The following is a 24,922-nucleotide window of genomic DNA, read 5'->3' as shown; positions in this document are numbered from 1 at the left end:
CCCGCACCCGCACGGGCTCCACGCCGTCCGGACCCCCGCGCCGGTCAGCACACCGCCAGGGCCGCGTAGCCGTCGATGATCATGGCCAGGGTGCGGTGGTGGCGGCGTTCGAAGTCGAGGCCGGCACCGACGGCGAGAGCCTCGCCGAGGTGAGGGCCGGCGTCGGAGGGAGAGGCAGACTCGAAGGCGGCGGCAGGGGTGCCGGGGGTGCGGCCGATCTCGGCGAGGGTATGGCCGATGGTGAAGGTCATGGCGGCGTTCAGGACGTCCATGGCGAGGTCGAGCGGAACGCCCTGGGAATGCAGACGGCCCAGGGTGCGATCGAAAAGGACAAGCGCCGCCGGGGAGTTGACGGGGCGGGTGGCGATGACGGCGAGCATGCCGGGGTGCCGGTGCAGGACGGCGCGCAGGGCGTTCGCGGTGTCACGGACCACCTCCGTCCAGGGCGCGTCCTGCGCCGGGCCGGCCTCGTCGGCGGCCTGCAGAACAAGGCGCTCGACCATGCCGTCCAGCAACACGGCCTTGCTGGGGACGTAGTGGTACAGCGTCATGCCCTCCACGCCGAGCGCCGCGCCCAGGCGGCGGGTGGAGAGGGCTTCGGGTCCGTGCTCGTCGACGAACGCGATCGCGGCATCGAGGATCTTCTCCCTGGTCAGACCCGTGCGGGGGCGGGAGCGCCGATCGGCCATGCAGCATCCTCCTTGACATCTCTTACAGTGCAAGAAAATCTATCCCCCTCACGATTCTTACAGCGTAAGAATCGATGCCGACAGGGGAGGACCCACCGTGAAGCTCGTTGCCGTGATGATCCGTTCGCTCAACGAGGGCGTCGACTACGACGAGTTCCGCCGCGCCTGGATCCCGGACGAGGTCGTCCCGGACGACCCGCGCGTCGTCCTCAGCGCCCTCAACCTGGAGAACCCGCGCGAACTGTGCACCGTCGCCCTGATCGAGGGCGTCGAGGCCGAGGACATTCCGCGCTGGATGGAACGCCTCGCCCCGATCGAGGAACGCCGCTACCGGCGCATCCGCCACCTGGTGAGCGAGCCCACCGTCAACGCCGTCTACCGCATCGTCTCGGAGGACGCCCTCGCCCACCCGATCGCCGCCTGACGCGGCGACGTGGGCCCGCCCGAGCCCTCGGCGCCCGCCTGACGGGCCGTCAGGCGGGGCGGCCCGGTGGGACCAGGCCGCACTGGTAGGCGAGGGCGACGAGCTGGGCGCGGTCGCGGACGTCCAGCTTGGCCATCGCCCGGTGGACGTGGGTGCGGACGGTGAACGGGCTGACGAAGATCCGCTCGGCGATCTCCTCGTTGGTCAGGCCGGTCGCGGTCAGTGCCATCACCTCGCGCTCGCGGGCGGTGAGCACCTCCAGCCGCTCGGCGCCGGCCGGCGCCCCGGCGGCCGGGCCCGGCTGGGCGCGGAACCGGTCGATCATCGCGCGGGTGGCGGCGGGCGACAGCAGGGCGTCGCCCACCGCCACGGTGCGGATCGCGGCGAGGAGCTCCGCGGGCGCCGCGCCCTTGCCGAGGAAGCCGTCGGCGCCCGCGCGCAGGGCCTGGGCGATGTACTCGTCGATCTCGAAGGTGGTCAGGATCAGCACCCGGGTGCCGGACAGCTCCTCGCTGCCGCAGATCTCCGCGGTCGCGGCGAGACCGTCGCCGCCGGGCATCCGGATGTCCATCAGCACCAGGTCGGGCCGGGTGGCGCGGGCGCACTCGACCGCCTCGCGGCCGTTGGAGGCCTCGCCGACCACCTCCATGTCGTCCTCGGCGTCGATCAGCATCCGGAAGGCGCCGCGCAGCAGGGCCTGGTCGTCGGCGAGCAGGACGCGGATGGTCATCGGGGGGAGTCCTTTTCCTCGGGGTCGGCGAAGGCGGGGGTGTCGCGGCTGCCGGTGCGCAGCGGCAGGTCGGCGGTGACCAGGAAGCCGCCGTCGGGGCGGCCGTCCGCGGTGAGCCGGCCGCCGACCGCGCCCGCCCGCTCGCGCATGCCGATCAGGCCGAAGCCACCGGGGCCACCGGGGCCGTCCTGGCGGAGCGGGGCCGGGGCCGGCCGTCCGAGCCCCCGGCCGTTGGCGACGGACAGGGCGATCCGGCTGCCGGTGTAGGCGAGGGTGACCTCGGCGTCGGTGCCGCGGGCGTGCTTGGCGACGTTGGTCAGTGCCTCCTGGACGATCCGGAACGCCGTCAGGTCGACGCCCGGGGAGAGCGGGCGGGGCTCGCCCGCGACGGTCAGCCGGACCGGGACCCCGGCCTGTTCGAAGGCGGTGATCAGGTCCGGCAGCCGGTCGAGGCCGGGCGCGGGCTCCAGCGGGGCGGGTTCCTCGGCGCGGCGCAGCAGGCCGACGGTGGCGCGCAGTTCCTGGAGGGCCGAGCCGGTGGCGTCGGTGAGGTGGCTGAGCACCTCGCGGGCCCGGTCGGGGTGCCGGTCCATCAGGTGGACGGCGATGCTGGCCTGGGCGTTGGCGAGGGCGATGTGGTGGGCGACCACGTCGTGCAGGTCGCGGGCGATCCGGATGCGTTCGTCGGCGACCCGGCGGCGGGCCTCCTCCTCGCGGGTGCGCTCGGCGCGTTCGGCGCGCCGCTCGATCGCGGCCAGGTGGGCGCGGCGGTTGCGGACCGAGTCGCCGAGGGCGCCGGGCAGCAGCGCCCAGGCCAGGACGCCCAGCCGTTCGCCGACCGGACCGTCCGGGCCGAAGGCCAGCGCGGTCACGGCGAGCAGGACGGCGCTGGCGACCGAGGCGCGCAGCGCGGTGGAGCGGTCGGTGCGGACGGCCAGGCAGTACAGCGCCGCCAGCAGCGGCGCGGCCAGTGCGACGGTGAGCCGGGCGCTGGTCACGCCCAGCGCCATGGTGCACGCCAGGGTGGCGGCGACCACGGCCCGCGGGAAGCGGCGGTGCAGGAAGACGGCGGCGGTGGAGGCTGCGGCGAACAGGACGGAGGCCGCGCCGGGCAGGAAGAAGTGGCCGTTGTTCTGGTCGGCGCTGACGCCCTGGGCGACGACCAGCAGCAGCCCGGTGCCGCCTGCGGCGTCCAGCAGCCGGGGGTGGTCGCGGCGCAGGCGCTGCCACAGGTCGGTGGTCGTCACGGTGCTCTCCGGGCCGGGCCCTGGGGTTCGACGGGGGGTGCGCCGGGTCGGCGCGCGGCGGCGGGGCCTGCTCCGCAGGGGGTGGCCCCGTTCTGCAACGGTAACGCTCCGGGCCCGAACAACCGTCCGAGCCCGGAGCACGGTGACGCAGGTCAGACGGTGACGGACTGCCGGTCCTCGGCCGTCCCGTCGGCCGCGGACTGCAACTTGGCGCCCTCGACGTCGATGTCCGGCAGGACCTTGTCGACGCTCTTCGGCAGCCACCAGGCGCGGCGGCCGAGCAGCGCCAGCACCGCCGGGACGAGCGCCATCCGGACCACGAAGGCGTCGAGCGCGACGGCGGCGGCGAGGCCCAGGCCCATCATCTTGATCATCGGCTCGCTCATCCCGATGAAGCCGGCGAACACCGAGATCATGATCAGCGCGGCGGCGGTGACCACCCGGGCGTTGTGCCGGAAGCCGGTGACGATCGCCTCGGAGGGGCTCTCGCCGTGCACGTACGCCTCGCGGATCCGGGTGACCAGGAACACCTCGTAGTCCATGGCCAGGCCGAACACCACGCCGACCATGAAGATCGGCATCATGCTCATCACCGGCCCGGTCTGGTCGACGCCGATCAGGCTGGCCAGCCAGCCCCACTGGAACACCGCGACCACGGTGCCGAGCGCGGCGGCCACCGAGAGCAGGAAGCCGACCGCGGCCTTCACCGGGACCAGCACCGAGCGGAACACCAGCAGGAGCAGGACGACGGCCAGGCCGACCACCACGGCGAGGTAGGGCACCAGCGCGTCGCTGAGCTTCTGCGACACGTCGATGTTCATCGCGGTGGTGCCGCTGACCAGCACGGTCGCGCCGGTGGCGGACTTCAGGCCGGCCGCGTCGTCGCGGATCGTCTGGACCAGGTCCTTGGTCTTCGGCTCGGCCGGGCCGGTCTCCGGGATCGCGTTGACCAGGGCGGTGTCCCCGGCCGGGTTGAAGATCGGCGGGGCGACCGCGACCACTCCGGGCAGGCCGGAGACGGTCTTGGCGACCTGCTCGGCGGCGGCCTTCGGGTCGGGCGTGCCCTTGGCGTCGACCACGACGGTCAGCGGGCCGTTGAAGCCCGGGCCGAATCCCTGGGACAGCAGGTCGTAGGCGCGGCGCTCGGTGGTCGAGGTCGACTTCGCCTCGTCGCCGGGCAGGCCCAGGCGCAGGTCCAGCGCAGGGGCGGCGATCACGCCGAGGCCGATCACGCCGCCGATCAGCACCAGCAGCGGGCGGCGCAGCACGAACCGGGCCCAGCGGGTGCCGCCGTTGTCGCCGGCCGCCCGGCGGGCGCCGTTCGCGGCGGCCTTGCGCTCCTTGCGGGGCAGCACCTTGCGGCCGATGAAGCCGAGCAGCGCGGGCACCAGGGTCAGCGCGACCAGCACGGCGATGACGACCGTTCCGGCGGCGGCCATGCCCATCTTGGACAGGATCGGGATGCCGACCACGGACAGGCCGGCCAGCGCGATCACCACGGTCAGGCCGGCGAACACCACGGCCGAGCCCGCCGTGCCGACGGCCCGCCCGGCGGCCTCGCGCGGGGCGCGGCCCTCGGCGAGCTCCGCGCGGTAGCGGGAGACGATGAACACCGCGTAGTCGATGCCGACCGCCAGGCCGAGCATCATCGCCAGCGTGCCGGTCGTGGAGGACAGGCCGAGCGTGCTGCCCAGCGCGGTGATCAGCGCCATGCCGAGGCCGACGCCGACCACGGCCGTCAGCAGCGGCAGGCCCGCCGCGACCAGCGAGCCGAAGGTGATCACCAGCACGACGGCGGACAGCGCCATGCCGATCGCCTCGCTGCTGCCGCCCGCCTCGCCGTGGCCGGCCAGCGCGGTGCCGCCCATCTCGACCTTCAGCCCGGCGTCCCGGCCGTGCTGCGCGGCCTGCTCCAGCGCGGCGGTCGCCTCCCCGGACAGCTCGCCGGCCTTGGCCGAGTAGCTGACGGTGGCGTACGCGGTGGTGCCGTCCTGGGAGACGGTGTGCGCCTGGAACGGGTCGACCGCGCCGGTGACCTCGGCGGCGTGCGCCAGCTCGCCGACCGTCTTCTGCACGATCTGCTGGTTCGGCTCGGCGGTGATCTTCTGCCCGTCGGGGGCGACGAACACGATCCGGGCCTGCGCGCCGTCCGCGTGGCCGCCGGGGAAGCGCTCGTTCATCAGGTCGAAGGCCTGCTGCGCCTCCGTGCCGGGTATCGAGAAGCCGTCGGCGGGCGGGGCGGGCGCCTTGGCCGCGAGCACTCCGCCGACGGCGAGCACGGCGACCCACAGCAGGGTCACCAGCTTGCGCCGGTCGAAGGCCCAGCGGCCCAGGCGGTACAGGAACGTGGCCACGGGGGTGCGGCCTCCTTCGGTTCGGTGCACGGTCGCGGAACATGCCGCGGGCGGCGCCGCGCACCGGTTCCGGCGCGGTCCGCCCACAGCGTGTTCCATCGTTCGTCACCGCCCCCACCTGCGTCGTCGTCCCTGTGCAGGCTGCTGTGTACTGCGTCCGCAGTAGGTCCCCGACCGCCCGGTCCTCCCTACGGACCGCCCGCCGGTGCCCGACGGACCGTCACACCCCCCGGCGTCCCCGGCCTTTACACCCGCCCGACCGGTGCCCGGGAACGCAAAACGGCCGGTCGATCCGACATGATGTCGGATCGACCGGCCGCATTGGGTCGGATGACCGTTGTGCGCGAGGGGGGAGTTGAACCCCCACGCCCTTTCGGGCACTGGAACCTGAATCCAGCGCGTCTGCCTATTCCGCCACCCGCGCAAAGGGTGTGGCCGCCGGTTGCTCTTCTGCCCCGTTCGACCTGCTGAGAAGCTTACCGCAGGTTTCGGGGGCCTCCGTCCGGGGTGGGGCGGTGGCGGGGCGTCACAATGGCCGGATGAGAGTGATCCTCACCGTGGTCGGGGCGGCGCTGCTGGCCTGGACGGCGGCCAGCATTCTGCGGACGCTGGTGGTGCCGCGCGGGCTGTACTCGGCGTTGGCGATCCGGTTGTGGTCGGTGCTGCGGCGGCTGGTGCGGACGGTGGCCGCACCGTTCGGGGGGTACCGGGCGATCGACCGGGCGCAGACGTGGCTGGCTCCGCTGATCCTGCTGGGGATGCTGGGGTGTTGGCTGCTGTCGACGCTGACGGCGTACACGCTGCTGTTGATAGGGACGTCCGACCTGCCGTGGCACGTCGCGTTCCGGGAGGCCGGGTCGAGCCTGTTCACGCTGGGTTTCGCGAGCGGCGACCGCCTGCACCTGTCGGTGATCGACTTCCTGGCGGCGGCGAACGGTCCGCTGATCATCGCGCTGCTGATCGCCTACCTGCCGACGCTGTACTCGGCGTACAACCGGCGGGAGTTGGAGGTGACGCTGCTGCAGTCGCGGGCAGGCGAGCCGGCCTGGGGGCCGGAGTTGCTGGCCCGGCAGGCGCTGGTGCGGACGGAGAGCGAACTGCCGGAGCTGTACCGGGACTGGGAGCGGTTGGCGGCGGATCTCGGCGAGGGGCACTCCAACTATCCGGTGCTGATCTCGTTCCGTTCCCCGCAGCCGTACCGCAATTGGGTGGTGGGCCTGATCGCGGTGATGGACGCGGCGGCCATGCAGTTGGCGGTGAACCCGCGTTCGGCCCCGCCGGAGGCACGGTTGCTGCTGCGCGCCGGGTTCACGGCGCTGCGGGACATCGCGACGGCGCTGCGGATCCCGTTCGAACCGGACCCGGAGCCGGAGGAGCCGATCCGGTTGACGTTCGCGGAGTTCGACGCGGCGGTCGCGATGGTGACGGCGGCCGGGATGCGGCTGGAGCGGCCGATCGCGGACGCGTGGGCGCACTTCCGCGGCTGGCGGGTCAACTACGAGGCGATCGCCTACGAGTTGGCCCGCCGCGCGGATGCGGTGCCGGCGCTGTGGACCGGTCCGCGGGACTTCGCCGCGACCCCGATCCCGCCGCGCCGCCCGGCCGACCGCCGCCCGGTCAACCCCTGAGCAGCTGTTCCTCGGCCTGCGCCAGCACCTCCACCACCCGCCGCCCGAACCGGACGTCGCACGGGTGCGGGGCGCCGGTCGCGACGGCCGCCAGCAGGGCGTCGAGCGCGCGGCCGTACGCGGCAGTGGGCGGCGCGTCCCGGTCGGGCAGGCTCGTGACGCCCGCGGCGCCGCGCAGTTCGACGCCCGCTCCGTTCGCGGAGGCCTCCGGCGGGGCGGTCAGGCTGAGCGTCACGGTGCTGGACGCGCCGCCGGCGTGGCGCAGGATCAGGTGCGCGGTGTCGCCGGGTCCGGGCGCGGCGTCGACCCGTTCGACGTCGCCGAGGACGGGCAGCAGCACGGACAGCGCGTGCGGGCCGACGTCCCACAGCGCGCCCTTCTGCTGCCGCCACGGGGACGCGGCGTAGGGGCTGTCGGTGGTGAACACCGAGCCGATCCAGTGGCAGTGGGCGGTGAACCAGCCGCCGCGCTCGGCCTGTTCGGCGATCCAGGCGCCCTGCGTGTCGCCGAACCGGACGGTGAAGAACACCACCGAGGCGACGGCGGCCGCGGCGGCCGCGTCCTCGACGGCGCGGGCGGCGTCCACGGTCGCGGCGACCGGCTTGTCCAGCAGCAGGTGCTTGCCGGCCGCGGCGGCGCGGACGGCGTACTCGGCCTGGACGTCGGGCGGCAGCGCGACGGCGACGGCGTCCACCGCGGCCAGCAGGTCGTCGACCGCCTCGTACACGGGCACGCCGTGCGCGGCCGCGAGATCGGCGGCGGCCTGCGGGCGACGGCCCCACACGCCGGCGAACTCGACGTCCGGATGGGCCGCGAGGGCGGGGGCGTGCACCAACCCGGCCCACGGGCCGGTCCCGAGCAGTCCGATCCGCACGGCGCTCAGCCCTCCACCCGGATCAGCGTGAAGCCGTCGTAGCCCTTGTGGCCGACGGTCTGCACGGTGGTGGCGTCCAGGCGCTTGTCGCCCGCGAGCAGTTCGTGCAGCTGCCGGACGCCGCGCACGGCCTCGTCGGTGCTGTGCTCGTCGGCGAGCCTGCCGCCGCGCACCACGTTGTCGACCACGATCACCGAGCCGGGCCGGGTGAGCGCCATCGACGCCTCCAGGTAGTGCGGGATGTTCGGCTTGTCGGCGTCGACGAACACCAGGTCGTACGGCTCGACGTCTTCCTCGACGAGCTGCCGCAGGGTGTCGCGGGCCGCTCCGAGCCGGACCTCGACGCGGTCGGCGAGGCCGGCCCGCTCCAGGTTTGCGGTGGCGACGGCGGCGTGCGCCGGGTCGATCTCCAGCGTGGTCAGGCGGCCGCCGTCGGGCAGCGCGCGGGCCAGCCAGATCGCGCTGTAGCCGGCCAGCGTGCCGATCTCCAGGATCCGGCGGGCGCCCTGCATGCGGGCCAGCAGGTGGAGCAGCTTGCCCTGGCTCGCGGACACCGCGATCGGCGGCAGCCCGGCCCGGTCGGCGGCCTCGAGGGCCGCGTCCAGTGCCTCGTCCTCGCCGATCAGCCGGTCGGCGACGTAGTCGTCGACCGCCGCCCACTGCTCCGGGTTCTGCTGCGTGCTCATTCCCCACCTCCGTGATCGATTCGCGCTGCGACCCTACTCCCTGGCCGGGGCGGCGAGTGCACCGAACACGGCGGGGTTCACCGCTGCGGAAGCGTCGAACACGCCGAGGCCGCCGCGTCCGGTACGGACGCGGCGGCCTCGGGTGCGGCTCGGCCGGCGGTCAGTCGACGAGCGTCTCGGAGAGCGGCTCGCCGCTCGGGCCGCCGGACTGCTCGGGGTGCTCGGCGCGGGACTTCTTCGCCCGCCGCTTGATCACCAGCGCCGAGCCGACGCCGAACAGCGCGGCCGCGCCGAGGCCGATGTACGAGGCGCCCTGGAGGTACTGCTCGGCGACCTTGCCGACCTGGTAGACCAGCAGCGTGGTGCCGCCGGCCCAGACCACGCCGCCCAGCACGTTGGCGATCAGGAACTTCCAGTACGGCATCCGCAGGGTGCCGGCCAGCGGGCCCGCGAAGATCCGCAGCAGCGCGACGAAGCGGCCGAAGAACACCGCCCACATGCCCCAGCGCGTGAACGCCCGTTCGGCGGTGGCCAGATGGTCGGGCCCGAAGTGCTTGGGGAACCTGCGGCCGAGTTTCGCGAACAGCGGCCGGCCGCCCTTGTGGCCGATCGCGTAGCCGATCGAGTCGCCGATGATCGCGCCGGCGATCGCGCAGCCCGCGACGCCCCAGGGGCTGACGACGCCCTTGGCGGCGAGCAGCGCGGAGGTGACCAGGGCGATCTCGCCGGGCAGCGGGATGCCCAGACTCTCCAGTCCGATGATCAGTCCGATGATCACGTACACCGAGGTCGGCGGAACGCTCTCGATCCACTGGTCGAGGTGCAAGGCGGAGTACCTCCGTCGGGGCGGGGACAGGCGGCCGACGCACGGCGGCACACGGGAAAAGCTTCGGTAAAAGGCCCGAGCCCGGCCAGCCTAGCCGCTCCCGACCCGCAGGCCGAGCGTCCCCCTGAGGCGCAGCTCGGCCATGGTCCGGGCGGCTTCTCCCCCGCTCGCCCACACCCGGTCCAACTCCCGGCCGCAGCCGGTTCGTTCCCGATCCTCGGGTGAGATTCCGCGCACCCGCCGGGGCTGTTCCGGGCCCTTCGCCGCACCCCATACTCCGTGACCGGACAGCACCACCCACGGGGAGGAACACCATGGCCACGGACGCACCGGCGGCGGCGGCAGGCACCTGGAAGCTCGGCGACCTGGAGGTGAACCGGCTCGGCTACGGCGCGATGCGGCTCACCGGCAACGGCATGATGGGCAACTCCGACGGCGCTCCGATCGACCGCGCGCACGCCGTCCGGCTGCTGCACACCGCGTTCGAGCACGGCGTCGACCACGTCGACACGGCCTCCTTCTACTTCTCGCCGCTGCGCTCCGCCAACGAGTTGATCAACCGGGCGCTGACCGCCTGGCGGGGCCACGAGGTGGTGGTGGTCACCAAGGTCGGCCCGGGCCGCGGCCCGTCCGGCGAGTGGCAGGGCATGGCCCGGCCGGACGAGCTGCGCGGCCAGGTCGAGGAGAACCTGCGCCAGCTCGGCCGCGACCACCTGGACGTGGTCAACCTGCGCCGGCTCGGCCGCGACTGCGAATCGGTCGCCGAGCACTTCGGGGCACTCGCCGAGCTGCGCGACGCCGGGCTGATCCGGCACCTGGGGCTGTCCAACGTCAAGCCCGAGCACGTCCGGGAGGCCCGGGAGATCGCCCCGGTGGTGTGCGTGCAGAACTCCTTCGGGCTGGACTGGCGGAACGCCGAGCGGACCGGCGTGCTCGGCCTCTGCGCCGAACTGGGCATCGCCTTCGTCCCGTTCTTCGCCATCGCCGGCCTCAACCGCGAGGCCGCGGCGGCCGCCGAACAGGACCGCCGGGTCGCCGCCGTCGCCGCCGAACTCGACGCCACCCCCGCCCAGGTCCGCCTCGCCTGGACCCTCCACCGCGGCCCCCACGTCCTCGCCATCCCGGGCACCGGCAGCCTCGCCCACCTGGCCGAGAACCTCGCCGCCGCGAGCCTGCGCCTCACCGGCGCCCACCTCGCCCTGCTGGACGCCCCGCCGGCCTGAGCCCGGCGGGTCGGCTCAGCGCCCCGCCTGCGGTGTAGTGGTGCTCACGAGGGTTCGACGCAGAACAGCGCGGCCCGGACCTGTGCGGCGGTCGGCAGGCCCGCGCCGTGCACCCGCACGGTGGCGTGTTCGCCGGGGAGCAGCGTGGTCAGGCCGCGGTCGGCGGTGGCGGCGGGGTGCAGGCGGTCGGGCTGGAGCAGCAGGTCGCGCAGCAGCGTGCGGGCGGTGATCCGGACGTCCGCCGCGCCGTCCCCGGCCGGTGTGACGTCGAGGTCGAACTCGGGCTTCGGGTAGGCGAATTCCTTGTCGGCGACGGGGAAGTGCACGGCCCGCAGCCCGTCCGCGTCGGCCACCAGGTACTCGTCCCGGCCGGACGCCGACAGCCCTTCCGCCACCGGCAGTCGGAGCACCGACCGGGCGGCGACGACGGCCGGCCCGGCGTGTTCGGCGAGCAGCCGGCCGTCGGCGTGCAGGCGGCGCAGCCGGAGGGTGGTGGTCCACGGCCGGGCGGACTGGTTGACCAGGGCGGTGCGGGGTGCGCCGTCGCGATCGGCGGGCTGGAGGGTGAGCAGGCGGTCGGCGTAGAGGCGGCGCAGTTCGTGGTGCAGGGGCTTGAGGCGGCCGTCGCCGTCGACGGCGGACCAGGAGGAGACCGGCCAGCAGTCGTTGAGCTGCCAGACGATGGTGCCGGCGCAGTGCGGCCAGTGGGAGCGCCAGTGTTCGATGCCGGTGGAGATGGCGCGGGCCTGGATCAGCTGGGTGAGGTAGTGCCAGCGGTCGAAGTCGGCGGGGAGGCCGAAGTGGCGTTCCAGGCCGCGGCGGAGTTTGCCGTTGCCGTCGCCGGCCTTCTGGTGGTGGCGCATGCCGGGCGAGTCGGGGGCGAGGGTCTCCCCGGGGAGGGCGCGGCGCAGGGTGGCGTGGGCGGGCGGGGCCTGCCAGCCGAATTCGGCGACGAAGCGCGGGACGGTGGCGCGGTAGGCGGCGAAGTCCTCGCGGTTCCAGACGTCCCAGGAGTGGTGGGTGCCGTGGTCGACGTCGTTGGGGTGGTGGTCCCAACTGCCGGACCAGGGGCTGCCGGCGCTGTAGGGGCGGGTGGGGTCGAGTTCGGCGACGATCCGGGGCAGCAGGCCGAGGTAGTAGCCCTCGCCCCAGGAGTCGCCGTTCAGCTTCTCCTCCCAGCCCCAGTCGCGGAAGCCCCACTGGTTCTCGTTGTTGCCGTTCCACAGCACCAGCGAGGGGTGCGGCATCAGGCGGACGACGTTGTCGCGGGCCTCGGCCTCGATCTCGCCGCGCAGTGGCTGTTCCTCGGGGTAGGCGGCGCAGGCGAACGGGAAGTCCTGCCAGACCAGCAGGCCGAGTTCGTCGCAGGCGTCGTAGAACGCGTCCTGTTCGTAGATGCCGCCGCCCCAGACCCGGATCAGGTCGACGTTGGCGTCGACGGCCTGTTCCAGGCGGGTGCGGTAGCGGGCGGGGGTGACGCGGGTGATCAGGGTGTCGTCGGGAATCCAGTTGGCGCCGCGGACGAAGAGCGGCTCGCCGTTGACGGCCAGCGTGAAGGGGGTGCCGGTGGCGTCGGGGGTGCGGTGCAGTTCGACGGTGCGGAAGCCGATCCGCCGCTGCCAGGCGTCGAGTCGGGTCTCGCCGTCGGCGATCGTGACGGCGAGTTCGTAGCGGGGCTGTGCGCCGTGGCCGCGTGGCCACCACCGTTCGACGTCGGCGGCTTCCAGCACCAGCACGGCGCGGTCGCCGTCGAGGACCGCCTCCGTGTGCGCGCCGGCGACGGTGGCGCGGGCGGTGAGCGGGCGTCCGGCGCCGGTGGCGGTGCGTTCGACGGTGAGGTGCACCTCGACCCGGCCGGTGGCGCCGTCGACGGTGATCAGCGGGCGGACGTCGGCGATCCGCGCGGTGGACCAGTGTTCGAGGCGGGCGGGCTTCCAGATGCCGGCGGTGGGCAGGGTCGGGCCCCAGTCCCAGCCGAAGCTGCTGGCCATCTTGCGGATGTACTGGAACGGTTCGGGGTACTCGTTGGGCCGGTCGCCGACCAGCGCGCGCACCCGCTCGGCCTCCGTGTAGGCGCTGGTGAAACGTACCGTCAGCTCGCCGGCCAGGCCGGTGGCGTCGAAGCGGTGGCGGCGGTGCATGTTGCGGGTGGAGCCGAGGACGGCGCCGCCGAGGGTGACGGTGGCGACGGTGTCCAGTCCGTCGAAGACCAGGTCGGTGCGTTCGTGGGCGCTGCCGTACGCGGGCAGGTCGAGGCGGTACGTCCAGTCGCGGCGGCCGACCCAGGCGACCTCCAGCTCGTTGGCGTCGAGGTACGGGTCGGGGATCAGCCCGGCCGCGAGCAGGTCGGTGTGGACGCAGCCGGGCACCGTCGCGGGCAGCAACTCGCCGTCGTGGTGCAGGTTCCAGCCCTGGTCGAGCGGGGTGGTGTCCATCATCTGTGCGGGCTCCTCGATGGCGGGTGGGCGGCGCGAGCAGCACCGTAGCCCCGCCCCGTCGAGTCTGTCCACGAACCGGTGGAGCCGCCACCGCCGTGCTCCGGCGGTGGCGGCCCGGCCGGTTGCCGTCAGTACGTCGAGCAGGCCGCGCCGTTCAGCGTGAACGCGGCCGGCACGCCGTTGGTGCCGGCCGTGGAGCTGCCGCTGAAGCCGAAGTTGACGCTCCCGCCGGCCGGGATCACGGTGTTGTAGCCGGACGGGTTGGTCGCGGTGACCTGCTTGCCGGACTGGGCGCTGACCGCGTTCCACATGTTCGTCACCTGCTGGCCGCCGGGGAACGAGAACACCAGCTGCCAGCCGTTGACGGCGCTGCTGCCGGTGTTCTTGACGGTGACGTCCCCGTTGAAGGAGCTGCCCCAGTCCGACAGCCCGTAGTGCACCGAGCAACTTCCGCCCGGCGCAGGGCTGTTGGAGGGCGACGGGCTGGGGCTCGGGCTGGGGCTCGAAGTGCCGCCGCCGAGGCCTGACTTGGCGCGCATCCGGTCCGAGTGGGCGCGGAACACCGAGAGTTCGGGCGCGCCGGACTGGACGCCGAACTTGCCGTCCACGTTGCCGTCCTCGTACCACCAGAACCCACTGCCGTCGCCGCCGGCCGCCTCGAAGTCCGGGTACAGCTGCCCCCACCAGGCCGAGCGGTCGACCCCGTTGACGTTGAACTCGCCCATGAAGAACGGCTTTCCGACCTTGTCGTGCGAGTCGGAGATCCAGGAGCGGATCAGCGCCTTGGTCCGGTCGATGCTCAGGTTCGCCCAGGATTCGGTGGGGTACGGGTGCGCGGAGGTGTAGTCCAGGTACGGCGACTGCTGCACCTGCACGAACGGGTTGCCCTCGTCGCCGCCGAAGCCGTACGCGCTGCCGTGACCCTCCAGCCCCGCGCCCAACAGGTGCTTGGAGTCGATGGACTTGACGTACGCACCCATCTCGTCGACCCAGGCGCGCAAGGTGGTGCCGTTGACGTTCTCGGCGGCGCTCTGGTCCTGGTAGCGCGGCTCGTTCATCAAGTCCCAGGCGAAGATGGTCGGGTCGTCCTTGTACGCGACGCCGCTGTAGTGGTTGACCCGGTTCAGCGCGTGGTTCAGGTAGTTCTTGTAGGACGTGAAGCAGCCGGGGCAGCGGGTCTTGTCGAAGAACGCGGCCCGTCCGGGCTGTCCGCCGGACAGGCCCTCCCACTTGAGGCGGGTGTCGATGCCGCCGTACGCCTCCCAGTAGTTCTCGAACACCGGCACCAGGCGCACCTGGTGGGCCTTGGCGGACTGGATGATGTAGTCGAACTCGGAGAACTCCTGCTCGTCGTACACGCCTTTGGACTTCTCGAAGCCGTGCCAGTCCTCGTGGCTGAACATCCACAGCCGCAGGACGTCGACCTTGTCGGCCTGCAGGTGCGCGAACTGGGCGTCGATCCGGGCCTTGTCCATGAACGTGGTCTCGGTGTCACCGTAGCTGCCGCCGTAGGTGAACATGTCGTAGGTGTTGGCGCCCGCGAAGTAGTACTCCTTGCCGTTCAGGCAGAAGTGGATCCCGCAGCGGGTCGCGAAGGCGTCCGCGCTGTCGGCCTCGGCGCGGCCGGCTCGACCGATGGCGAGGCCGGCGACGGCGAGCACGGCCGCGAGCAGGAGGGCCGTCGGCGCGAGGCGCCGGGAGCGGGGCTTGGGTCGGAGTCCGTGGTGCACGCGTGTCCCTTTCGTGGAGGGTGGTGCTCCTTCGGCTCCGGCGGGCGGCGTGAGCCCCGACAGGCCCGACCGGTCGACCGATTGAGGTGGAGCGACCGTACGGGTCTTGTCGGCACGGTGTCAACGAGGCCGATGTTCCGTTCAACTCCCGTACGTACCGGGCGACTTGTCAACGCCCCCGCCGGCTGTCCCCACCTCCCGACAGCGTCGGCCGCACCCGATCCGCCGAGGAGTGCACAGCATGCGACCGCCGAACGAACTCGACCTGCTCGACTGGGCCGCACTCTCGCACGCGTACGGCTCCGCCGAGGACGTCCCGGAGCTGATCCGCGCCCTGTACGCACCGGATCCGGAGGCCCTCGACGAGGCCGTGCACGAGCTGTTCGGCACGGTGCACCACCAGGGCAGCGTCTACCCGGCATCCGCACCCGCCGTCCCCGTCCTGGCCGCCCTCGTCGCCCCCACCGCCCTCGGCCTCACCGCCCTCCGCGCCCTCGCCGCCACCGGCCGCACCCCCGACCCCCTCCGCCCCACCCTCCGCGCCCTCGCCTTCTCCCCCCACCGTCTGACCCCCGCCCCCCCTCACCCCCACCGGCGGCGGCCACGCCGACCGCGAACTCCGCACCCTCGCCCTCGACCTGCTCAGCCGCTGACGGGTGGGTTCGGAGCTCACCTGGGCGGCATCCGCGTGCCCAGGATCGGGAGCGGAAGACCCAGGACCAGGACGGCAGTGATCCCGGAACCCGCCAACCAGATCGCCAACCGCAGGCGGCGCGGCTCGCGAGGCGGACGCCCACCCGGTTTCGACTTCCTCTATGCAGTGATCCACAGGACACTGCCCGAACCCGACATGCAGGGCGTGGCCCCGGACGGCGGGGGACACTGGCACTTCCACCGCACTGCCCGGCCCCAGGAGGAGCGCGTGTCTGTACAGCCCGGCCCTGTCGTGTTCGAGCGGGTCGCCCCGGTGGTGCCGGTCCGCGACCTGGCCGCCGCCCTGGCGCGCTACCGCCGCCTGGGGTTCACGGCCGAACCGTACGCGGGCGGTCGCGGGTACGGCTTCGTCTCGCGCGGCGCGGTGGAGCTCCACCTGACCGAGTGGGCGGAGCACGACCCGCTGCGTACCGGCGCGGTGGTCTACCTGTACGTGTCGGACGCGGACGCGGTGCACGCCGAGTGGAGGGCGGCCGATCCGCCGGGGCGGCTGTCCGATCCGGCCGACACCCCGTACGGGCTGCGCGAGTTCGGCTATGTCGATCCGGACGGCACCTTGCACCGCGTCGGCTCCCCGAGCTGAGGTCGAACGAGATCCGCCCGGGGGTGTCCGCCGCCCGCCGGGCCTGACGTCGCGTCAGCTCGACGCCGTCCGCCTGCTGATACCTCCCGCCACGAGGTAACCATTCCGATCATCCTGATCGTCCTACCAGCGAGCGGTCTGCCAGCCGGGCGGCCGCACGGCGGAGGGGACGGCGAGCGATGACGGACGACAGGCGGGCGGGCGGCGGCGGCAGGCCGCGGCGGGTCAGAATCGCGCAGGTCGCGGCGGCCGTGGTGGCGGCCGGCGCGGTCACCGCACTCGCGGTGAGCCTGACCACCGGCGGCGGTTCGTCCTCCGCGCAGCAGTCGCTCTCCACCGCACCACCCGCCACGGGCAGCGCCCCACCACCGAGCCCGAGCCCGAGCACGTCGCCCTCCCCGTCCTGGGACGGCAAGGTGAAGGTGCTCGGCGACGGCTCGACCTCCGACACGGGGCCGCAGCCGAACCAGCTCAAGATCGAGAAGCTGAAACCCGGCGAGAAGCCCCCGCAGTTCGTGGTGTTCTCCTGGGACGGCGCGCTGGAGAACGACGACCACCTGTTCTCCCGCTTCCGCAAGCTGGCGAAGGAGAACAACGCCAGCATGACGTTCTTCCTCACCGGGATCTATCTCCTCCCGGAGGCGAAGCACGGGCTGTACCGCCCGCCGCAGCACGACCCGGGCAGCGCCGCCATCTCCTTCCCCACCGGCGAGCACGTCAAGGAGACCCTCGAACAGCTGCGCCTGGCCTGGCAGGACGGCAACGAGATCGGCACCCACTTCAACGGTCACTTCTGCGGCGCGAAGGGCGGCGGCGACTGGAGCACCGACGAGTGGCGCAGCGAGATCGAGCAGGCGGTCTCGTTCGTCACCAACTGGAGGACGAACACCGGCTTCACCCAGGAGGCCCCGCTGCCGTTCGACTTCCGCAAGGAGCTCGCGGGCGGCCGCGCGCCGTGCCTGGAGGGGCAGAAGAACCTGCTGACGGTGGCGAAGGAGCTCGGCTGGCGCTACGACGCCAGCTCCCCGGGCGAGTTCCAGGTGTGGCCGTCGAAGGCCGGCGGGGTGTGGAACTTTCCGCTCCAGCTGATCCCGTTCGGCAACAAGCAGGTGCTGTCGATGGACTTCAACTTCCTCGCCAACCAGTCCGGCGACAGCACCCAGGGCGACCCGAAGAAGTACACCTCCTGGGAGAAGCAGACCCGCGAGGGATACCTGGACGGCTTCTCGCGGGTCTACAACGGCAGCCGGGCCCCGCTGTTCATCGGGAACCACTTCGAGACCTGGAACGGCGGCATCTACATGCAGGCCATCGAGGACGTGATGAAGCAGGTCTGCAAGAAGCAGGACGTCCGCTGCGTCTCGTTCAAGGAGCTCTCCGACTGGCTGGACGCCCAGGACCCGAAGGTCCTGGACCAGCTCCGCCGCCTCGACCCGGCCCAGGCCCCGGACTGGCCGACCTACCTCAAGTAGCCTGTCGCGCCGAGGACTTCATCACCCCGCCGCCTTCGTGTAGGCAGCCCAGATCGCGGCCGGGGTGGTGTGGTCGGGGGTGTTCGGGGCCGCCCCGGCCACCCCGGTGAGCGGCTGGAGTTCCAGCGTCTTCGCGTCCATCCGGAACAGCGAGACGGCGGTGGCGACGGCGCCCCGGTAGCCGACGAACCAGCCCGCGGTGCGCGCCTGGTTGACGCCGGTCTTCCCGGCGGCGTCGGGGACGGCCTTCCCGACCTCCTTGGCGGTGCCGTCCTTGACCGCGCCGCGCAGCGCGGTGTCGATCTCGGCGGCCACCGTCACGGTGGCGGCCCGGACGGCGTCGGGGCGTTCCACTGCGATGTCCGCGCCGTTGCGGCTGACCCGGTCGACGGAGTACGGGTCGGTGCGCATGCCCTGCCCGCCGAAGGCGGTGTAGGCGTCGGCGAGCCGGATCGCGCTGGGCGTGGAGTTGCCCAGCGAGAAGCCGGGCACCAGGTCGCCCATGCTGTCGGGCAGCAGCCCGAAGCCGAGCGCGCTGCGGCGGACGTTGTCGAGGCCGACGTCCATGCCGAGTTGTTCCATCGGCCCGTTGACGGACTGTTCGACGGCGGCCCGCAGGCTGATCGGCCCCCAGCTGCGGCCGTCGTCGTTGGCGGACTTGGCCTTCTTGCCGTCCCGCGCCCAGTACGGGCCCTCGGGGGTCTGCAGGTCGACGCCGTTGTCGCCGTCGTAGAACGTGCTGGGCCCGACCGGTTTGCGGTTGCCCTGCCGTTCGCGCTGGACGCCCTGGTCGAGCCCGGCGGCGTACACCAGCGGCGTGAACGCCGAACCGGCGGGCACGTTGGAGGTGTTGGCGTTGTTGAAGCCCTGCTTCAGGTAGTCCGGTCCGCCGTAGACGGCGAGGATGCGCCCGTCCGCGCCGACCGAGGCCGCGCCCAGGTGGACGTTCTGGTCGGCGGGGCGGTTGTCCGGGTCGAGGTTCTTCGCGGCGTCCTGGACGGCCTGGGTGAGCGCGCCCTGCCGGGGCTTCTCGAAGGTGGTGTAGATCTGGTAGCCGCCCAGGTCGAACTGGGCCGGCGAGACATCGGCATGGCTCTGCAGGTAGGCCCGCGCCAGGTCCACCAGGTAGCCGGTCTGCCCGCTCAGGCCGGCCTGCTGCTGCGGGGCCTGCGGTTCCGGGAAGACGTTGTACTGGGCCCGCTCCTCGGCAGACAGCTTCCCGATCTCGACCATCCGGTCCAGGATCCACGCCCAGCGTTCCACCGCCCGGGCCCGGTTCTCGTCGCCGAGCGCCGGGTCGTACAGCGAGGCGCCCTTCAGCACGGCGGCGAGGAACGCGCCTTCGCTGGCGTTGAGTTGGGACACGTGCTTGCCGTAGTAGGCCTGCGCGGCCCGCTCGATGCCGTAGCTGCCGCGTCCGAACCAGCTGATGTTCAGGTAGCCGCCGAGGATGTCCTTCTTGTCGACCTGCCGGTCCAGCTTGAGTGCGATGAACGCCTCGTCGAGCTTGCGCGTGAAGTCCTGACGCTGGTTCAGGTAGGCGTTCTTCACGTACTGCTGGGTGATGGTCGAGCCGCCCTGGGTGTCGCCGCCGGACCCCATCCGGTAGAACGCCCGGGCGATGCCCTTCACCGAGACCCCGGGGTCCGAGTAGAAGCTCGCGTTCTCCGCCGCGAGCACTGCCCACTGCACCTTCTCCGGCACCTGCTCCAGCGGCACGTCCTGCCGGTTGACCAGGCCGGTGCGGGCCATTTCGGTGCCGTCCGCCCAGTAGTAGACGTTGTTCTGCTGGGTGGCGAACGCGTTCAGGTCCGTCGGGATGTCCGTCCGCGCGTACATCACCACCGCTGCGGCGGTCAGTGCACCGACGAACCCCGTGGTGAGCAGCACCAGTTGACGCCAGGACGGGAGCCAGCGCCGCACGCCCCGGCGGCCGGCGCGTGGGTAGTCCGGCCGCAGTCGGCGCAATCTGCGCCTCCGCGGCCCGCCCGGTGCTCCTTCCTCGACCTCCCGCTGTTCCTCGACCGCGTCCCTCGGCTCGCCGGACACCATGCGTACCCCGATCTGCTCGATTGGCAAATCTCTCCCGCAGAATCTCGACGTCTCACACCGTCCGTACGTTTCACCCCACCCGGTGTGATGATCACCACGGAGCCTTGATGCAACCTTCCGCCGCCCCCGCAACGTGGCCCCGCCCGCAGGGCCCGGCCACCGCCTCTGGTAGCGTCGCGCTCTTCGCCGCTCGCACCGGCGGAGTCCCCAGGACAGGAACCATGACGACCAGTCAGCAGCGCCTGCACCACACCCTGGACGCCCTCGACACCGCCGCCCGCCGGGCCGAACGCCCCGGGCCGCCCGTACGCGGCTGCGAACACTGCTGGGACCCCGAGGACTTCGCCCTGCTGTCCGGCCCCGCCGCCCTGGTGCCGGACCGCCTGCTGCACCGGGCGGCAGCGAAGAGCACCGACCTCTGGGAGGACTTCCCCGCCCTGTACCGCCGCCTCGCGCCGCGCATCCTGCGGCAGTTGACGACCGGCCGGATGCGGGTCGACGGCCCGCTGATCGCCTCCCGGCTGCTCGCCGCCGACTGGCACGCCTGGCCGCACGCCGACCGGGTCGTCGACGTCCTGGACTCCTGGTGGTCCGCCGCCCTGGACCGGCCCGACCCGCTGCCGGGCGTCGCCGAGGTCCTGGAGACCGTCTCAACGGCCACCGGCAGCCTCACCCGCTGGCTGCGCACCTGGGAGGCCACCCGGACCGCGACCGCCGACCGCCACCTCACCGACGTCCTGGAAGGGTGGCTGCGCTGGGGCGAACTGCCCGGGCTGGCGTTCGGCTTCTACGACGAGCTCCCGGTCGGCGCGGAGCTCACGCGGTGGCTGCTCGCCCTGCCGCCGGGCCGGATCGGCACGGACCAGCGCTACTGGCTGGAACTCCTCGACTCGCCTTCGCCATCAACGCCCTGATGATTCGTCAAAAGCCATAGCGCATCAACTCTCATGCTTCTATCAACTTCCTGACGCTTCATCAGGGCCGGATCTCGCCCGACCCCCGCGCGATCAGGGTGGTCGGAACCTCCAGCCGGGCGGGGTCGCTGCGGTCGCCGGCCAGGCGGGCGAAGAGGCGGCGGGCGGCCAGGGCGCCGAGGGCGGCCGGGTCCTGGGCGACCACGGTGAGGCCGGGGGTGAGCAGGTCGGCGAGTTCCAGGTCGTCGAAGCCGACCACGGCCGGACGGCGGTCGGCGGGGAGGTGGTGCAGGGCGGCCAGGGTGACGCGGTTGTTGGCGGTGAACAGCGCGGTGACGGCGTCCGGTCCGGTGGTGAGGCGGCGCACCGCCTCGCCGACCCGGGCCCGGTCGGTGGGGCCGCAGTCCACCCAGCGTTCGTCCACCGGCAGGCCGGCCTCGGCCATCGCGGCGCGGTAGCCGCGTTCGCGTTCGGCGGCGGTGTGGATGGCCCGCAGGTCGCCGACGAAGCCGATCCGGCGATGGCCGTGGGCGATCAGGTGCGCGGTGCCCCGGCGGGCGCCGCCCGCGTTGTCGCTGAGCACCGCGTCCGCGTCGATGGCGCCGGCGGGCCGGTCCAGGAACACCACGGGCGTGCCGGAGGCGATCTCCGGCAGCAGGTACCGGTGGTCGTCCCCGGCGGGCACCACGAGCAGCCCGTCCACCCGCCGGGCGCAGAACGCCAGAGCCAACTCCCGTTCCCGCTCCGCCCGTTCGCCGCTGGATCCGGTGAACAGCAGGCAGTCCTCGGCCGCCGCGACCCGCTCGACGGCCCGGGACAGCGCGGAGGAGAACGGGTCGCTGATGTCCTCCAGCAGCAGCGCGACACTCGCGGTGCGGCCGGTCCGCAGCAGCCGCGCGCTGTCGTTGCGCCGGAACCCGAGCGCCTCGATCGCCTCCCGCACCCGCCCCGCCGTCCCGTCCGTCACCCCGGGCTCCCCGTTGACCACCCGGGAGACGGTCTTCAGGCCGACGCCCGCCGCCGCGGCGACGTCCTTCATGGTCGGTCGGACACCGGTGCGGAGGCTGCTCGTCATGCCACGGAGAATAGTGCGGGCACCCCCGGCCTCAGTAGTTCGCCGTCCGACCGGTGTAGACCACGACGCCGGCGTCGTACCAGCCGTACGCGTAGCTGGTGACGTTGTGGTCGCCGACCATGGCCGTGTAGCAGGAGCCACCGCTGGTCTGGACGGTGCACTGGTAGGACCGGCCGTCGCTGTTGCGGATGATCTTCGTGTACGGCGGCGCGGCGTTGTGCACGTCGTACGAACCGTTCGACAGCCGCGCCCAACTCGCCTCGCAGGACGGCGAGTAGCGCATCTCCACCACCCGGTATCCGCTGCCCTGCGGCAGCGAGAAGCTGCCCACCGTGACGGCGTCCCCCTGACAGTTCGTCGACGGGTCCTTGCCGTCGCACCCGGTGGACCAGCAGCCTCCCGTCAAGGTCGTTGCCGTCGTCTCCGTCGCGTGCGCCGAGGGCGCAATCGTCAACGCCCCGGCCGCCAGGGCCAACACGCCTGCCACAGCGGCGATGTCACGTCGCATGATCCCCTCCGTTCTCCCGCGGGCACGGATCCCCACGGGCGTCCGGACACCTCCCCGCCCCGTGCCGCACCCATGCGCCGCCCGACCCTCATCGACCGCACACGACCCATGAATGGCGGAATCACGGCGGTCCACGCCACCGCAACACCCTTTCCGCACCTGCTGGACAACGTTGTCAAAGCGGGCCAGAATCACAGGATCGATCCGACGGCGCCCTGCCACGCACCACGGCGCTCCCCGTCCCACCTGCGGAGACGTCACCATGAGCCACCCCCCGGCCGGCCCCGTCACCCCCGACGAACCGCTGCTCGCGGGCCTCGACATCGGCGGCACGAAGATCGCCGGCGGCCTGGTCGACACCCGGGGCGCCCTGCTGCACCGACTCCAGGTCCCCACTCCTGCGGACGGCGACCGCCACCGACTGATGGCCGCCGTCTCGCACGTGCTGGACGAGCTCGCCCGCCGCCCCGAGTGGACCCGGGTGCGTGCGCTCGGCATCGGCAGCGCCGGGCCGGTCGACATCGCCGCCGGCACCGTCAGCCCCGTCAACCTGCCCGGCTGGCGCGAGTTCCCGCTCCACGCCGAGGCCTCCGCGCACCCCGCCGTCCGCGGCCTGCCGGTGGTGCTCGGCGGGGACGCCGTCGCCATGACCGCCGCCGAACACTGGCGCGGCGCGGCCCGCCCCTACCGCAACGCGCTCTGCCTGGTCGTCTCCACCGGCGTCGGCGCCGGACTCGTCCTCGACGGCCGCCTGCACACCGGCACCACCGGCAACGCCGGCCACCTCGGACACATCAGCGTCGACTTCGAGGGCCGCCCCTGCCCCTGCGGCTCCCGCGGCTGCCTCGAAGGCCTCGCCTCCGGCACCGCCATCGCCCGCACCGCCGCCGGGAGCGGCTGGCGCCCCGGCCCCGACGGCGACGCCACCGCGACGGGCGTCGCCCGCGCCGCGAAGGCCGGCGACCCGCTCGCCCTGGCCGCCTTCGACCGCGCCGCGAAGGCCCTGGCGGCCGGCATCGCCGCCACAGCCACCCTCGTCGAGCTCGACGTCGCCGTCATCGGCGGCGGCGTCGCGGGTGCCGGCGACACCCTCTTCACCCCCCTCCGCCACCACCTCGACTCCTACGCGACCCTCTCCTTCACCCGCCGCCTCGCCCTCGCCCCCGCCCGCCTCGGCACCACCGCGGGCCTCATCGGCGCGGCCGCCCTGGCCCGCGACGCCGCGCCCTCGGCCCCCTGACGGACGCCGCCGCAGGCCCCCCGAGCCGCGGTACGCTCAGCCCGCCAGTGCCGAAACCGCCTCGTCCACCGGCGAGTTGCCGCCGATGAGCTCCAACGTCCGTCCCACCGCCGCCGGTTCGTCGAGCAGCGCCACCAGCACCGCCGCCACGTCGTCGCGCGGCACCGACCCGTGCCCCGTGGACGGCGCCAGCGCCACCCGACCGCTGCCCGGCCTGTCCGTCAGCCCGCCCGGGCGCAGAATCGTCCAGTCCAGCCCCGCCCGTGACCGCACATCGGCATCGGCCGCCGCCTTGGCCCGCAGATACGCGGCGAACACCGGATCGGTCCCCTCCGCCGGCTCCCGGTCCGCACCCATGCTCGACACGACGACGAAGCGCCGTACCCCGGCCGCCTCCGCCGCGTCCGCGAACAGCACACACGCCCGGTGGTCGACGCTGTCCTTCCGCGCCGCCCCGCTCCCGGGCCCCGCCCCCGCCGCGAACACCGCCGCATCCGCCCCCTCCAGATGCCGTGCCACCTCGGCGACCGACGCCGACTCCAGGTCGCACACCACCGGCTCCGCGCCCGCCGCCAGCAGGTCCCCCGCCTGCTCCGGCCGCCGAATCACCCCCGCGACCTCGTCCCCCCGCGCGCTGAGCAACCGCTCGGCCCGAAGCGCGATCTGACCATGACCACCCGCAATGACAATCCGCATGGCCCCGACCGTAGTCCCCACCCCCCACCGCCCCTCGCACCCGACCCCGCCCATCCATCCGTTCGGCCGAGCAACACCCTCTCCCCCACCCAGGCCTCAGGGCGTGTCGATGGCGACGAGTTCGACCTCGAAGCCGTCGGTGTTCTCCAGGTAGGCGGCGTACGTCTGTTCAGCACCGGCACGCGGAAGGCGATCGGGGAACAGTCAGAGCCGGGCCCTCCTCAACGACCGGATACATCACGGCACTCCGGCCGACCCATGACCGTGATCATCAGTCCGCGACGGGAATAGTGCCCCGAGTGCGTGGACAGCTGGCGTCGGCGTTCCCTACCGTTGCGGACCGAAGCCCAATCCGGGGTGCACTCCAGGGGGTTGGCATGTCGCACACGAGAATCACCGGCACTGGCAACGGGGACTGCAAGGACGGCGACTGCCCCAACGTCCATGTCACCGACCGGGGGACCCTCGTCCTTCAGGGCGACCAGTATGCCGACCTTCCCGTGCCGACGCACGAGGGTGCTGTGGAGCTGCCAGTGGCAGTGGTGAAGGAGGCCGTACGTGTCCTTGGATGGTGAGCGCTGGCAGCAGCAACTGCACGGGTTCTCCGGGTCGGCGTTCCGACTGGAGACCCTGCCCGCATACAAGGTGGCAGGGGAGGCCGAAGAGATCGAGGACTTCCTGGCCGGGAATCGAATCGACCCGGACGCCTACACGTCCGGTTGGACCGACAGGCTCAGGAACCACACTGCGGCCGGTCGCAGCGTCCAGCGAGTGCACATCGCCACCCGGCCGTTGAGCGACTACTGAACTTGATTGAGT

21 protein-coding genes, 1 tRNA gene and 1 pseudogene are annotated in these 24,922 nt (G+C 72.9%); 8 read left to right on the top strand and 15 right to left on the bottom strand.

Annotated elements, in window-relative coordinates:
* Positions 1 to 44 precede the first annotated feature (44 nt).
* Positions 45 to 689, bottom strand: a complete 645-nt coding sequence (locus AMK19_RS08700; RefSeq protein ID WP_073809764.1) for a TetR/AcrR family transcriptional regulator C-terminal domain-containing protein — start codon at positions 687 to 689, stop codon at positions 45 to 47.
* A 97-nt stretch (positions 690 to 786) separates the two neighbouring features.
* Between AMK19_RS08700 and AMK19_RS08695 the strand changes: the two genes are divergently transcribed.
* On the top strand, positions 787 to 1,113 hold the full coding sequence (locus AMK19_RS08695; protein WP_073809762.1) for a hypothetical protein: 327 nt from the start codon (positions 787 to 789) through the stop codon (positions 1,111 to 1,113).
* 49 nt (positions 1,114 to 1,162) lie between these two features.
* On the opposite strand, the gene AMK19_RS08690 is transcribed toward AMK19_RS08695, so the two are convergent.
* The 4 genes from AMK19_RS08690 to AMK19_RS08675 form a co-directional block, all read right to left on the bottom strand.
* Positions 1,163 to 1,843 carry a response regulator transcription factor gene (locus AMK19_RS08690; protein WP_073809759.1) on the bottom strand — a complete coding sequence of 227 codons (681 nt, stop codon included), beginning with the start codon at positions 1,841 to 1,843 and terminating at the stop codon, positions 1,163 to 1,165.
* Positions 1,840 to 3,090 (bottom strand): sensor histidine kinase, encoded by a 1,251-nt coding sequence (locus AMK19_RS37975; RefSeq protein WP_073809758.1) that lies wholly within the window; start codon positions 3,088 to 3,090, stop codon positions 1,840 to 1,842. The genes AMK19_RS08690 and AMK19_RS37975 overlap by 4 nt, the downstream gene beginning before the upstream one ends.
* Before the next feature lie 152 nt (positions 3,091 to 3,242).
* Positions 3,243 to 5,444 (bottom strand): MMPL family transporter, encoded by a 2,202-nt coding sequence (locus tag AMK19_RS08680; RefSeq protein WP_073809755.1) that lies wholly within the window; start codon positions 5,442 to 5,444, stop codon positions 3,243 to 3,245.
* Positions 5,445 to 5,784: 340 nt separating this feature from the next.
* A tRNA-Leu gene (locus tag AMK19_RS08675) sits at positions 5,785 to 5,868 on the bottom strand.
* Positions 5,869 to 5,983: 115 nt separating this feature from the next.
* On the opposite strand from AMK19_RS08675, the gene AMK19_RS08670 reads away from it, so the two are divergent.
* Positions 5,984 to 7,072, top strand: coding sequence for a hypothetical protein (locus tag AMK19_RS08670; protein ID WP_073809753.1), 1,089 nt, complete (start codon positions 5,984 to 5,986; stop codon positions 7,070 to 7,072).
* On the opposite strand, the gene AMK19_RS08665 is transcribed toward AMK19_RS08670, so the two are convergent.
* The 3 genes from AMK19_RS08665 to AMK19_RS08655 form a co-directional block, all read right to left on the bottom strand.
* Complete coding sequence (locus tag AMK19_RS08665; RefSeq protein ID WP_073809750.1) at positions 7,062 to 7,946, bottom strand: Gfo/Idh/MocA family oxidoreductase; 885 nt, start codon at positions 7,944 to 7,946, stop codon at positions 7,062 to 7,064. The two genes, AMK19_RS08670 and AMK19_RS08665, sit on opposite strands and share 11 nt — an antisense overlap.
* Before the next feature lie 5 nt (positions 7,947 to 7,951).
* The gene (locus AMK19_RS08660; protein WP_073809748.1) at positions 7,952 to 8,632 is read right to left on the bottom strand and encodes an O-methyltransferase; all 681 of its coding nucleotides are present in this window, start codon (positions 8,630 to 8,632) and stop codon (positions 7,952 to 7,954) included.
* A 160-nt stretch (positions 8,633 to 8,792) separates the two neighbouring features.
* Entirely contained in the window at positions 8,793 to 9,458 is a 666-nt protein-coding gene (locus AMK19_RS08655) for a DedA family protein (RefSeq protein WP_073809745.1), read from the bottom strand.
* A 314-nt stretch (positions 9,459 to 9,772) separates the two neighbouring features.
* Here AMK19_RS08655 and AMK19_RS08650 point away from each other — a divergent pair, with 314 nt between their 5' ends.
* Complete coding sequence (locus tag AMK19_RS08650; RefSeq protein WP_073809743.1) at positions 9,773 to 10,681, top strand: aldo/keto reductase; 909 nt, start codon at positions 9,773 to 9,775, stop codon at positions 10,679 to 10,681.
* A 44-nt stretch (positions 10,682 to 10,725) separates the two neighbouring features.
* On the opposite strand, the gene AMK19_RS08645 is transcribed toward AMK19_RS08650, so the two are convergent.
* Both AMK19_RS08645 and AMK19_RS08640 read right to left on the bottom strand, forming a co-directional pair.
* Entirely contained in the window at positions 10,726 to 13,119 is a 2,394-nt protein-coding gene (locus AMK19_RS08645; RefSeq protein WP_073809740.1) for a glycoside hydrolase family 2 protein, read from the bottom strand.
* 128 nt (positions 13,120 to 13,247) lie between these two features.
* Complete coding sequence (locus AMK19_RS08640) at positions 13,248 to 14,849, bottom strand: cellulose binding domain-containing protein (protein ID WP_073809738.1); 1,602 nt, start codon at positions 14,847 to 14,849, stop codon at positions 13,248 to 13,250.
* A 241-nt stretch (positions 14,850 to 15,090) separates the two neighbouring features.
* Between AMK19_RS08640 and AMK19_RS38570 the strand changes: the two genes are divergently transcribed.
* Together AMK19_RS38570 and AMK19_RS08630 are read left to right on the top strand one after the other, a co-directional pair.
* A complete protein-coding gene (locus AMK19_RS38570; protein ID WP_443134995.1) occupies positions 15,091 to 16,146 on the top strand; it encodes a bleomycin resistance protein in 1,056 nt (351 codons plus the stop codon).
* 179 nt (positions 16,147 to 16,325) lie between these two features.
* On the top strand, positions 16,326 to 17,618 hold the full coding sequence (locus AMK19_RS08630) for a hypothetical protein (RefSeq protein WP_073809735.1): 1,293 nt from the start codon (positions 16,326 to 16,328) through the stop codon (positions 17,616 to 17,618).
* 21 nt (positions 17,619 to 17,639) lie between these two features.
* Here AMK19_RS08630 and AMK19_RS08625 read toward each other — a convergent pair whose 3' ends face one another.
* Positions 17,640 to 19,586: a transglycosylase domain-containing protein gene (locus tag AMK19_RS08625; RefSeq protein ID WP_073809733.1), complete on the bottom strand. Its 1,947-nt coding sequence runs from the start codon at positions 19,584 to 19,586 to the stop codon at positions 17,640 to 17,642.
* Positions 19,587 to 19,891: 305 nt separating this feature from the next.
* On the opposite strand from AMK19_RS08625, the gene AMK19_RS08620 reads away from it, so the two are divergent.
* Positions 19,892 to 20,584 carry a hypothetical protein gene (locus tag AMK19_RS08620; RefSeq protein ID WP_073809731.1) on the top strand — a complete coding sequence of 231 codons (693 nt, stop codon included), beginning with the start codon at positions 19,892 to 19,894 and terminating at the stop codon, positions 20,582 to 20,584.
* Positions 20,585 to 20,645: 61 nt separating this feature from the next.
* Here the strand turns inward: AMK19_RS08620 and AMK19_RS08615 are convergent, their stop codons facing one another.
* Entirely contained in the window at positions 20,646 to 21,659 is a 1,014-nt protein-coding gene (locus AMK19_RS08615) for a LacI family DNA-binding transcriptional regulator (protein ID WP_073809729.1), read from the bottom strand.
* 31 nt (positions 21,660 to 21,690) lie between these two features.
* Positions 21,691 to 22,167, bottom strand: coding sequence for a DUF2690 domain-containing protein (locus AMK19_RS08610; RefSeq protein WP_073809726.1), 477 nt, complete (start codon positions 22,165 to 22,167; stop codon positions 21,691 to 21,693).
* A gap of 262 nt (positions 22,168 to 22,429) precedes the next feature.
* Between AMK19_RS08610 and AMK19_RS08605 the strand changes: the two genes are divergently transcribed.
* On the top strand, positions 22,430 to 23,407 hold the full coding sequence (locus AMK19_RS08605) for an ROK family protein (RefSeq protein WP_073809723.1): 978 nt from the start codon (positions 22,430 to 22,432) through the stop codon (positions 23,405 to 23,407).
* Positions 23,408 to 23,443: 36 nt separating this feature from the next.
* Here AMK19_RS08605 and AMK19_RS08600 read toward each other — a convergent pair whose 3' ends face one another.
* Positions 23,444 to 24,103, bottom strand: a complete 660-nt coding sequence (locus AMK19_RS08600; RefSeq protein WP_073810790.1) for an NAD(P)H-binding protein — start codon at positions 24,101 to 24,103, stop codon at positions 23,444 to 23,446.
* Positions 24,104 to 24,199: 96 nt separating this feature from the next.
* Positions 24,200 to 24,307: pseudogene (locus AMK19_RS36980) on the bottom strand (VOC family protein); the annotation flags it as partial.
* A 354-nt stretch (positions 24,308 to 24,661) separates the two neighbouring features.
* On the opposite strand from AMK19_RS36980, the gene AMK19_RS08585 reads away from it, so the two are divergent.
* Positions 24,662 to 24,910 (top strand): DUF6879 family protein, encoded by a 249-nt coding sequence (locus tag AMK19_RS08585; protein WP_073809718.1) that lies wholly within the window; start codon positions 24,662 to 24,664, stop codon positions 24,908 to 24,910.
* The last annotated feature ends 12 nt before the right edge of the window (positions 24,911 to 24,922 follow it).

It is taken from the genome of Kitasatospora sp. CB01950, assembly GCF_001905465.1.
Classification (GTDB): domain Bacteria; phylum Actinomycetota; class Actinomycetes; order Streptomycetales; family Streptomycetaceae; genus Kitasatospora.
Note: the sequence above shows the minus strand (reverse complement) of the source record. Positions and strands in the feature narration are given on the sequence as shown.